Raw genomic sequence first — 10,925 nt, forward strand, 5'->3', positions numbered from 1 at the left:
CACGCCGCCGGTGGCCTGCTCCGGCGAGATGTAGGAGGCGGTGCCGAGCACCGAGCCGGCGGCGGTGAGCTGGCCGACCAGGTCGGAGCGGGCGATGCCACGCCGAGGGCGTACACGTCGGAGGCCGGGGTGGCCACGCCGCCGGTGGCCTGCTCCGGCGAGATGTAGGAGGCGGTGCCGAGCACCGAGCCGGCGGCGGTGAGCTGGCCGACCAGGTCGGAGCGGGCGATGCCGAAGTCGGTGAGCACCAGCGTGCCGTTCGGCCGGACCAGCAGGTTGCCCGGCTTCACGTCGCGGTGCACGATGCCCTTCTGGTGCGCGGCGTGCAGCGCGTCCGCGGCCTGCGCGACGAGGGCCATCGTCCGGGCCGGGGTGAGCCGGCCGACCCGGCTCAGGGTGGACGACAGGGCGTCGCCCTCGACGTACTCCATGACCAGGAAGGCGATCTGCTGGTCGTTGCCGAAGTCGTAGACGTCCACCACGCCCGGGTGGTTGATGGTGGCCATGGTGCGGGCTTCGCCGCGGAACCGCTCAGCGAAGTCCGGGTCGTCGAGCAGCGCGGGGAGCAGGCTCTTCACCGCGACCGTCCGGCCGAGCACCTGGTCGGTGCCGCGCCAGACGTCGCCCATGCCGCCGCTGGCGATCCGCTCGTCGAGACGGTAGCGGTTGCCGAGCTGGACGCCGGGGCTGAGCATGTCAGCGACCCCCGGGATCAGTGATGGCGGCCCGCATGATCTGGCCGGCGATCCGGGCCGCCTCGGCGCTGCCGCCGGGGCCGGCCTGCTCCAGCATCACGCAGACCGCGGAGACCGGGTTGCCGTCCTTGTCCAGGGCGAAGCCGATGAACCAGCCGTGGTCGGGCCGGTCCGGAGCGGACTGCGCGGTGCCGGTCTTGCCGCCGACCGTGTAGCCGTTGATCGCTGCCTTTTGCCCGGTGCCGTTCCTGACCACGCTGACCATCATGTCCCGCAGGTCGGTGGCGACCTGCGCGCTGACCGGCTGGCGCAACTCCCGGGCCTTGGCGGTGTAGTAGCTGGTCGTCCGGTCCGGGGCGAGCAACTGCCGGACCAGGTACGGCCGCATCTGACTGCCGTTGTGGGCGATCGCGCCGGCGATCATCGCGCCCTCCAGCGGAGTCATCCGGACGTTGTTCTGGCCGATCGAGGACTGGGCCAGCGCGGCCGGGTCGGTGCTGCCGTCCGGGTTCTGCATGTCGCCGGTCCGGCTGGCCGCAGTGGGCAGGCCGTCCTCGCCGAGCTGGCCGACGGTGAGGTCGTCCTGCTCGAAACCGAACTGCCGGGCCTTCTCCTTGATGGTGTCGGCACCGAGCCGTACGCCGAGCTGGGCGAAACCGGTGTTGCACGACTCGGTGACCGCGCTCAACAGGGTGACCTGCGGTTCCGGGCAGATCGACGCGGCGGCGTTGCGGATCGGGCTGCCCGAGGTGGGCGGGGTGTAGCTGGAGCCGGCCGGGATCTGGGTCGTCTTGGTGATGCCGTTCTCCAGGGCCGCCGCCGCCACCACGATCTTGAAGGTGGAGCCCGGCGGCAGCGTCTCGGAGAGCGCCCGGTTCTTCAGCGGGCCGTCCGGGTCCTGCTCCAGCTTGCTGTACGCCGCGGCCGCCTCGGTGCCGTTGTGACTGGCCAATGGGTTCGGGTCGAAGCTGGGCATGGAGACCAGCGCCTGCACCGCACCGGTACGCGGGTCGATGGCGATCGCCGCGCCCCTCTTCGCGCCCACCTCGTTGTTGCGCAGCTGGTCGTACGCCGTGTCCTGGGCGCGCTTGGAGAGCGTGAGCAGCACGTTGCCGCCACCGGTGTCGTCGCCGGTGAACATGTCCTTCAACCGGTCGCCGATCAGCTGGTCGCTGGTGCCGGCCAGGAAGTCGTTCTCCACCCGCTCGATGCCCTGGTCCGCCAGGTTGACCGGCTTGTAGCCGAGCACGTGGGCGTACTTGGCGCCGCCCGGGTAGGTGCGCAGGAACTTGAGGTTGCCGGTGGTCTCCCGGCTGGTAGCCAGGGCCGTGCCGCCGGCCTCGATGTTGCCGCGCTTGCGGTCGTACTCGGCGACCTGGACCCGACCGTTGTAGTCGCTGGTGCGATATTCGTCGGCCTTGTAGGCCTGGATCCAGTTGAGGTTGGCGAAGAGCAGGCCGAACAGGACCATGACGACGACGCCGACCCGGCGCAGGGGTGCGTTCACGGCTTGATCACCTCCGTGGGGGCACCGTGCAGCTGCTCGGGCTGGCCGCCGGCGGGCCGGCCGTCTTGCCGCCCCCTCCGGTCACCGGCCGGCGGGCTCCGTCGGAGACCCGCAACAACACCGCGATCAGCAGCCAGTTGGCCATCAGCGACGACCCACCAGCGGACAGGAACGGGGTGGTCTGACCGGTGAGCGGAATGAGCTTGCTGATCCCGCCGACGATCACGAAGACCTGAAGGCCCAGGGTGAACGCCAGACCGCCGGCGAGCAGCTTGCCGAACGAGTCCCGGACCGCGAGCGCGGCGCGCAGGCCGCGCTCCACGATCAGCAGGTAGACGACCAGCAGGGCGGAGAGGCCGAAGAGGCCGATCTCCTCACCGATGCCGGCGAAGATGAAGTCGTTCTGCACCTCGGGCAGGATCTCCGGCTGACCGCCGCCGGGGCCCGCGCCGAAGAGCCCACCCGTGCCCAGGGCGAGCAGACCCTGGACGAGCTGGTAACCCTTGTCGGTCGGGTCGGCGAACGGGTCGAGCCAGATCTCCGCCCGCAGGTAGAAGTTGGCGAACGGGCCACCGACCGTCGAACCGAGGAAATAGGCGAGGTAGGCGCCGCCGAAGAAGAGGACCAAGCCGATCAGTAACCAACTGACCCGTTCGGTGGCGATGTAGAGGGTCACCACGAACATGCCGAAGTAGAGCAGCGAAGTGCCCAGGTCCTTCTCGAAGACGAGCACCAGGACGCTGATCAACCAGACGCCGACCACCGGACCGAGGTCGCGCCCGCGCGGGAAGTCGATGCCGAGGAAGCGTCGACTGGCCAGCGACAGCACCTCACGCTTGCGCACCAGGTAGTAGGCGAAGAAGACCAGCAGCGCCAACTTGGCGAACTCACCCGGCTGGATGGAGAAGCTGCCCACCCGGATCCACAGCTTCGCGCCGTTGATCTCGGAGATGCTCGACGGCAGCACCGCCGGGATCATCACCAGCACGATGCCGGCCAACCCCAGGGTGTACGCGTACCGGGAGATCGACCGATGGTCGCGCATGAGGGCGAGCAGGCCGGCGGCGAGGATCACCGCACCGAGCGTCCAGGCCAGTTGGCGCCCGCCCTGCCCCGCGAAGACGGCCAGGCTCTCCCGGTCGGCCACCGGGGCATCGCCCAGGTCGATCCGGCGCAGGAAACCCACCCCGAGGCCGTTGAGCAGGGCCACCGCCGGCAGCAGCGCCGGGTCGGCGAACGGCGCGAGGAACCGGATGACCAGGTGCAGACCGAGGAAGACCGCACCGAGCGCGGCGGCGGGCATCCAGAAGTCCGGGGTGACCGTGTCCAGCAGGTTCGCCTCGACGGTCGCCCCGTACGCGGCCACCAACGCCATCGCGAGCAGGAGCAGGGACAGCTCGGCGTTGCGGCGCGACCGCGCCAGGCGTACGCCGGATTGCTCGCCCGCGGTGGCGGGCGAGGGTGCCGGTGTGGCCGCTGCGGTCACGGGTGGATTCCTCAGGATCTCAGCCGACGCTCACTCGGGAGACCGGCAACCGGCCGGGTCGAGCGCCGGCGGGGCCGAGTCGGAGGGCGTTACGTCGGGTGTGGTGGTCGAGCCGGTCCCGCCGACAGCGGAGGTGCTGCCGCCGGTCGGGCTTGCGCTGACGACCCCGTTGGGGGTCGACGACGCCCGGACGCTCGGGCTGCCGTTCGGGGTCGGCGTCGCACCGACCGGCGGTGGCGTTGCCGTGGGCGTGCTGCCCACCGTGGCGGTCGGGTCGAGCGGGCAGAGCGGCTTCAGGTTGGGATTGCTCGGGGTGTCGCTGGTCAGCTCCGCGAGCTGACGCTCGGCGTCCGGCTCGCTCTTGGCCCGGATGCCGACCTTGACGGTGTCCTGCGCGGCGACCGTGAGGTCGTCCAGCCGGGTACCGCTGCGCCGGTGCACGCTGGAGAGGTCCATCCCGGCGATCTGACCCTGGACGCCACGGAAGACGGCGATCTGCCCCTCTTCGGTGGCCCCCACGTAGTACTGGCGCTGGGTGTACGTCCAGCCACCGAAGGCGGCACCGCCGACGATCACCAGCAGGGCCAGCGCCATGGCGGCGGTCCGTACCGGATGTCGCTTCGGCCGGTCCGAATCGTCGTCCGACGCCGCCGGCTCCTCGGGCGCGGCCGGACGCGGCGCGGAGAGCGCCGAGGCCCGGGCGGCCGGAGTCGAGTCGTCGGCGGAGGTGGCCATGCCCCGGTCGCGGGCGGCGGCGCCACCGACGATCGGGCTCGCCTCGACGATGTCCTGGTCCGTGGCATCGGCGATGATCACCGTGATGTTGTCCGGCCCACCGCCGCGCAGCGCGAGCTGCACCAGCCGCTCGACGCACTGCTGCGGGTCGGGGTACTCCCGCATGGTCTCGCCGATGGTTTCGGCGCTGACCACACCTGAGAGACCGTCGCTACAGATCAGATACCGGTCGCCTGGCAGAACCTGACGCACCGAGTATTCCGGGTCGATGTCCCGACCGTCGAGGGCCCGGGTGAGCAGGGACCGCTGTGGGTGACTGCTCGCCTCCTCGGCGCTGATCCGGCCTTCGTCGACGAGCATCTGGACGTACGTGTCGTCCTTGGTGATCTGCGCGAACTCACCGTTGCGCAGCAGATAGGCCCGTGAGTCGCCGATGTGGACCATGCCCAGTTTGCTGCCGGTGAAGAGGGTCGCCGTCAGCGTGGTGCCCATCCCCTCCAGCTGTGGGTTGGCGTCCACCGTGTCGCGGAGTTGTTGGTTGGCGGTGCCCACGGCCGAACGCAACGCGTCGACGAGGGCGTCGCCCGGGACGTCCTCGTCGAGCGGCGCCATGGCACCGATGACGATGTTGCTGGCGACGTCACCGGCGGCCATACCGCCCATGCCGTCGGCAACGGCGAGTAACCGCGGCCCGGCGTAGACGGAGTCTTGATTGCCGTCTCGGATCAGACCGCGGTCGCTGTGGGCCGCATAGCGCAGGGTCAGAGTCATGGCCGTAATTCGAGGGAAGTGCGGCCGATCCGGATCGGCACGCCGAGGGGGACGGGGGTTGGTCCGGTGACCTTAGCGCGATCGAGGTACGTGCCGTTAGTCGAGCCGAGGTCCTCGACGTACCACTGCCCGTCACGCGGCACGAGCCGGGCGTGTCGCGCGGAGGCGTAGTCGTCGGTGATGACCAGGGTGGAGTCCTCAGCCCGCCCGATGGTGATCTGCGCTTCACCGAGGGTGATCCTGGTGCCGGCCAGCTGACCCGCTGTCACCACCAGCTGGTGCGCCGCCCTGCCCCGCTTCACCTTCGCCGGCTTGGCCGCCTGCCCCGTCGAGGCGCCCACCGCGCGTGGCGCGGCCACCAGACGCCCGGACCGGGCGCCCGCGAAGAGATCCCGGCGGATCACACCGACCACCGTGAACACGAAGATCCACAGCAGGATCAGGAACCCGAACCGGGCAACGGTGATGACCAGTTCCGGCAAGGCGGATCAGCCGTCCACGCGGAAGGTCAGCGTCGTCGTGCCGAGCTGGACCATGTCACCGGGGTTGAGCGCGACGGCGGAGACCCGCTGCCCGTTCACCATGGTGCCGTTGGTCGAACCCAGGTCGGTAAGCACGACCTGGCCCCCGTCGAAATCCAGCCGGGCGTGTCGCCGGGAGATGCCGACGTCGGGCAGGCGCAGGTTGGCCTGGTCACCGCGACCGATCACCGTCGACCCCATCTGGAGGGGGTAGGTGCGACCGTCACCGGAGACCAGCCGGACATTGCGACCACCACCGTGCCCGGGCGGCGGGCCGTAGCCACCACCCTGGTCGTACGCGGGGTAGGCGGGCGGACCGGCGTCGTAGCCGGGTGCCGACACCGGGGCGACCTCGCCGCCGGTGTAGACCTCGGCCGTGACCCGGAACATGCCCGTGTCAAGGCCCTCGCCTCGCTCGATCTCCACGATCACGTCGCCGTAGACCGTCCACGCCTGCTCGCCGATGAACTCCGCCTGCGACTGGGCCAGCTCCTGGGCCAGCGCGGCGGCGTACGGCGCCAGCCGACTGTGGTCGAACGGCGAGAGATCGATCACGTAGCGGTTGGGCACCAACGTGCGCCCACCGGCCAGGATCGCCTTGTGCGCCTCGGCCTCCCGCTGCATGGCGTTGAGGATCTCCACGGGGTGGACCACCCCTTTGAAGACCTTGGCGAAGGCCCCTTCGACCAGGCCTTCCAGACGCTTCTCGAAGCGTTGCAGCACGCTCACCGGCTCCTCCTCGGGTCCCGAGGACATGATGGTATCCGGCCGGCGCGCGCGCAGCTCACACGCCGCTCGGCCGCCTGCTCTCGGCCCGTTCGGAAGGACCGGGACTGCCGTGCTAATCTTTCGTCCGCCACGAACGGTAACCGCTCGTGGCGAGCGTCGGGGACAGCGTAGTATTCCCCAGGCCCGTTGGAGACAGCGGGACCGGGGCGGCTACAGTGTTCCGGGTTGTGCCACGGGGATGTGGCGGAATGGCAGACGCGCACGGTTCAGGTCCGTGTGCCCGAAAGGGCGTGGGGGTTCAACTCCCCCCATCCCCACCACTGGCGAGGGCTCCGCGTAACGCGGGGCCCTTCCGTCATATCGGGGCGTGCCGGACGTCACGCTATGCTCCGATGGATTCTGCCTCCGATGGACCAGGAGTGGCGTGTGAGTGTCGCGTTGGTGACAGGGTCGGGCGGTCTGATCGGCTCCGAGGCGGTCCGGCACTTCGCCGGCCTCGGTCTGGACGTCGTCGGCATCGACAACGACATGCGCCGGTACTTCTTCGGCGAGGACGGCTCCACAAGCTGGAGCCTGGAACGGCTCGGCCGTGACCTGGGTAACGCGTACACCCACTTCGCGGTGGACATCCGGGACCGCGACGGCCTGGAGCAGGTGTTCAAGAAGTACGGTTCGGACATCGCCGTGGTGATCCACAGCGCCGCGCAGCCCAGCCACGACTGGGCGGCCAAGGAGCCGTACACGGACTTCGACGTGAACGCCGGCGGCACGCTCAACATGCTGGAGAACACCCGCCGGCACGCTATCGACGCGGCGTTCATCCACTGTTCGACGAACAAGGTCTACGGCGACCGGCCCAACAGCCTGCCGCTGGTCGAGCTGGAGACCCGGTACGAACTGCCCGAGGACCACAGGTGGTACCAGGGCATCACCGAAGAGATGTCGATCGACCACTCGCTGCACTCGATCTTCGGTGCCTCGAAGGTCGCGGCGGACGTGATGGTCCAGGAGTACGGGCGCTACTTCGACATGAAGACGGCCTGCTTCCGTGGTGGCACGCTGACCGGCCCGGCGCACTCGGCAGCCGAGCTGCACGGGTTCCTGGCCTACCTGATGCGCTGCGTGATGGAGGGCCGGACGTACAACCTCTTCGGCTACAAGGGCAAGATGGTCCGCGACGCGATCCACTCGCACGACGTGCTCACCGCGTTCGAGGCGTTCTTCCGGGCACCGCGTTCCGCGGAGGTCTACAACCTCGGCGGTGGCCGGCACTCCAACACCTCCCACATCGAGGCGTTCCGGATCGCCGAGGAGATCGCCGGTCGAGAGGCGCGGATCAACTACGTCGAGCAGAACCGCACCGGCGACCACCAGTGGTACGTCAGCAGCATGGCCCGGTTCGAGGCGCAGTACCCGGACTGGAAGATCACGTACGACGTGCCGATGATCCTGCGGGAGATCTACGAGGCCAACGTGGACAAGTGGGTGGCCAAAGCATGACCACGCGGACCAAGCGCAACGTGCTCGGCGTCCTGGTCGACGCCACCGACTACGCCACGGCGACCGACGCGGTGGTGACCGCGGCCCACGAACGACGCCCCCTCGCGCTCACCGCGTTGGCCGTGCACGGTGTGATGACCGGTGTGCTGGACCCGGCGCACAACGCGCGGCTCAACTCCTTCGACGTGGTCACGCCGGACGGGCAGCCGGTGCGGTGGGCGCTCAACCTGCTGCACCACGCCGGGCTCACCGACCGGGTCTACGGGCCGACGCTGACCCTGCACGTGCTCTCGCGTTTCGCCGACGAGGGGCTGCCGGTCTACCTGTACGGCTCGACCGAGGAGACCCTCACCAGGTTGATCCCGGCCCTGGAGCGGATGTTCCCCGCGTTGAAGATCGCCGGGGTGGAGCCGTCCAAGTTCCGTGCCGTCCAGCCCGGCGAGGACGCCGAGATCGCCGACCGGATCCGGTCCAGCGGTGCCCGGCTGGTCCTGGTCGGGCTCGGCTGCCCGCGCCAGGAGGTCTTCACGTACGCCATGCGGCCGTTGCTCGACATGCCGATGATGGCGGTCGGCGCGGCCTTCGACTACCACGCCGGGCTGCTGCGCCAGCCCCCGCCGTGGATGCAGCGTGCCGGCCTGGAGTGGTTCTGGCGTCTCGGTCTGGAGCCGAAGCGGCTCTGGCGCCGCTACGTGATCCTCAACCCCGCCTACCTGGGTCGGCTCGCCGCCCAGAAGGTCGGTCTGTGGAAGGCCCAGCCGCCGGCCCCGGCGACCGAGCGCCCAGCCACCTTCTCGGTCTGACCTCTTCAGACAACACGAGGCCCCACCCGGCGTGCCCGGGGTGGGGCCTCGTGCGTGGCGGGGCCGGTCAGACGGTCAGGGTCCAGGTGTTGATGTAGCCGGTGTCGGCCGCGTAGGTGTCCCGCGCCTGGAGGCGCCAGATGCCGTCGGCCGCCTCACCGGACACGTTCACCGTGTAGGTGGCGTTCACGTTGTCGGCGCTGTCCGAGGTGCTGCTGTTCTTCAGCCGGTACGCGCTGCCATCCGGGGCGAGCAGGTCGATGACCAGGTCGCCGCGGTAGGTGTGCACGATGTTCACCGCGACCGTGGCGGCGGACGAGGCGTTCCGACCACAGCCGGAGATGGTGATCGAGCTGGTCACCGCCGAGCCGGCGTCCGGAATCGACACGTCGGTGCCGTTGCTACCGGTGCAGCCGGTGGGCGGCGGCGGGGTGCTGCCGGTGCCCACGTAGAGCAGCAGGTTGGGCGAGCCCGAGCCGGGGTTCGACACCACGTTGGGGGTCGCGTTGGCCACCAACTGGTTGCGAACCTGGGCCGGCGTCCAGCTCGGGTTGGCGCTGGCCACCAGGGCCGCCGCGCCGACCACGTGCGGCGTGGCCATCGAGGTGCCGCTGATCGTGTTGGTAGCGGTGTTGCTGGTGTACCAGGCCGAGGTGATCGACGAGCCGGGCGCGAAGATGTCCAGGCAGGTGCCGACGTTGGAGAACGACGAGCGGGCGTCCGAGCTGGTCGTCGAGCCGACCGTGATGGCCTCCGTGGTACGCGCCGGCGAGGTGTTGCACGCGTTCGCGCCGTTGTCGTTGCCGGCCGCCAGGCCGTACGTCACACCCGAGGCGATCGAGTTGCGGACGGCGTTGTCCAGCGAGGTGTTCGCCCCGCCACCGAGGCTCATGTTCGCCACCGCCGGCTTGATCGCGTTCGCGGTGACCCAGTCGACGCCACCGATCACACCGGCGTTGGTGCCACTGCCGGAGCAGTTCAGCACCCGTACGCCCACGAGCTGGACGCCCTTGGCCACCCCGTACGCGGATCCGCCGACGGTGCCGGCCACGTGCGTGCCGTGCCCGTTGCAGTCGTCGGCCGACCCGCCGTCCACAGCGTCGTAGCCGGAGGTGGCCCGACCGCCGAAGTCGTTGTGGGAGAACCGGATGCCGGTGTCGATGATGTAGGCGTGCACGTTGCTCGCCGTGTTCGGGTAGGTGTAGGAGCTGTCCAACGGCAGGTTGCGCTGATCGATCCGGTCGAGGCCCCAGGAGGGCGGGTTGGCCTGGGTACCGGAGATCGACACGGTGTGGTTCTGCTCGACGTACGCCACCGCCGGGTCGGCCGCGATCCGGGCCGCCGCCTTCGCGCCCACAGTGACCTCGAAGCCGCGCAGCGCGGCGCCGTAGGTGCGGGCCACAGTGCCGCCGTGTCGTCCGGAGAGCCGCTTCGCGGTGTCGCCGACCCGGTCCCGGGCCACCGCGCTGTCCTTGAGCACGACGATGTAGCTGTCCGGCACGGCGGTGACTCCGCCGGCGGCCTGCACCACGCCGACGGGCTCGGCGGCCAGGGCTGGGGTGCCGACGGCCAGCACGGTCGCCGCGGCCACCCCGATCAGTACGGACCTTCGTGGAAGACCCATCTCCTACCTCCCTCTGACCGGCGGCGGAACGTGACACCGGCCCCGGAATCAATCGACGTGCGCCGATCAAGCTGAGGGTAGATCAGCTCTCCGGCAGTTGAACATGCCGAAACGGCCATACCTTCGGGTGATGACCCCCTACGGGCCCGGCGTCCGGGGCGAACGGGGGACGGGCCCGGATTCGCCTCGCCGCGATCCGGGGAAGACTCTCGAACATGGAGAGTCAGCTCACCATTCTGCTCCCGATCGCAGCCGTCTGGCTGGCCGCCGGCGTCGTCGCCGACGGCCTGCCCCGGCTCCGGAACGCCCGCCTGCTGCGCCGGCGTACCGGATGGTTGTTGGTGCTGGCCCTCACCGGCGTGGCGCTCACCGCGGCCGTGCTCGGCGGCGGGTTGTTCAGTGCCGGCACCGCCCCGGTCGACCAGGCCGCCGCCGGGCTCACAGTGGCCGCCGGCCCGGCGCTCTGTCGCGACGATCTCCCTCGGGTACGGCGGATCCGCCGGCTGTCGGGGCCGGGGGCCGGCGCCGGTTCCGTCAGCCGGCCCCCCGGCCAC

The 10,925-nt window shown here is 70.2% G+C and carries 8 protein-coding genes, 1 tRNA gene and 2 pseudogenes; 4 read left to right on the plus strand and 7 right to left on the minus strand.

The window, feature by feature from the left end; all coding sequences use genetic code 11:
- The 6 genes and pseudogenes from JM949_RS28420 to JM949_RS28445 form a co-directional block, all read right to left on the minus strand.
- Positions 1 to 695, minus strand: a 695-nt coding sequence (locus tag JM949_RS28420; protein ID WP_238434050.1) for a serine/threonine-protein kinase, incomplete at its 3' end; no start/stop codon positions are given.
- A gap of 1 nt (position 696) precedes the next feature.
- Entirely contained in the window at positions 697 to 2,202 is a 1,506-nt protein-coding gene (locus JM949_RS28425; RefSeq protein ID WP_203151259.1) for a peptidoglycan D,D-transpeptidase FtsI family protein, read from the minus strand.
- Positions 2,199 to 3,688: pseudogene (locus JM949_RS28430) on the minus strand (FtsW/RodA/SpoVE family cell cycle protein). Before JM949_RS28430 ends, JM949_RS28425 begins: the two are co-directional and overlap by 4 nt.
- A gap of 30 nt (positions 3,689 to 3,718) precedes the next feature.
- The gene (locus tag JM949_RS28435) at positions 3,719 to 5,194 is read right to left on the minus strand and encodes a PP2C family protein-serine/threonine phosphatase (RefSeq protein ID WP_203151260.1); all 1,476 of its coding nucleotides are present in this window, start codon (positions 5,192 to 5,194) and stop codon (positions 3,719 to 3,721) included.
- Positions 5,191 to 5,676, minus strand: coding sequence for an FHA domain-containing protein FhaB/FipA (locus tag JM949_RS28440; protein WP_088986981.1), 486 nt, complete (start codon positions 5,674 to 5,676; stop codon positions 5,191 to 5,193). The genes JM949_RS28435 and JM949_RS28440 overlap by 4 nt, the downstream gene beginning before the upstream one ends.
- Before the next feature lie 6 nt (positions 5,677 to 5,682).
- The gene (locus tag JM949_RS28445) at positions 5,683 to 6,471 is read right to left on the minus strand and encodes an FhaA domain-containing protein (RefSeq protein WP_007454122.1); all 789 of its coding nucleotides are present in this window, start codon (positions 6,469 to 6,471) and stop codon (positions 5,683 to 5,685) included.
- A gap of 207 nt (positions 6,472 to 6,678) precedes the next feature.
- Between JM949_RS28445 and JM949_RS28450 the strand changes: the two genes are divergently transcribed.
- From JM949_RS28450 to JM949_RS28460, 3 genes are all read left to right on the plus strand, one after another.
- Positions 6,679 to 6,764: transfer RNA gene (locus JM949_RS28450), tRNA-Leu, on the plus strand.
- A gap of 64 nt (positions 6,765 to 6,828) precedes the next feature.
- Positions 6,829 to 7,944 carry an NAD-dependent epimerase/dehydratase family protein gene (locus tag JM949_RS28455; protein ID WP_203151261.1) on the plus strand — a complete coding sequence of 372 codons (1,116 nt, stop codon included), beginning with the start codon at positions 6,829 to 6,831 and terminating at the stop codon, positions 7,942 to 7,944.
- Positions 7,941 to 8,747 (plus strand): WecB/TagA/CpsF family glycosyltransferase, encoded by an 807-nt coding sequence (locus JM949_RS28460; RefSeq protein ID WP_203151262.1) that lies wholly within the window; start codon positions 7,941 to 7,943, stop codon positions 8,745 to 8,747. The genes JM949_RS28455 and JM949_RS28460 overlap by 4 nt, the downstream gene beginning before the upstream one ends.
- 67 nt (positions 8,748 to 8,814) lie before the next feature.
- On the opposite strand, the gene JM949_RS28465 is transcribed toward JM949_RS28460, so the two are convergent.
- Positions 8,815 to 10,371: a S8 family peptidase gene (locus JM949_RS28465; protein WP_203151263.1), complete on the minus strand. Its 1,557-nt coding sequence runs from the start codon at positions 10,369 to 10,371 to the stop codon at positions 8,815 to 8,817.
- A 215-nt stretch (positions 10,372 to 10,586) separates the two neighbouring features.
- Between JM949_RS28465 and JM949_RS28470 the strand changes: the two are divergent.
- Positions 10,587 to 10,925, plus strand: a pseudogene (locus JM949_RS28470) (hypothetical protein); the annotation flags it as partial.

The organism is Micromonospora tarensis, from assembly GCF_016803395.1.
Lineage (GTDB): Bacteria > Actinomycetota > Actinomycetes > Mycobacteriales > Micromonosporaceae > Micromonospora > Micromonospora tarensis.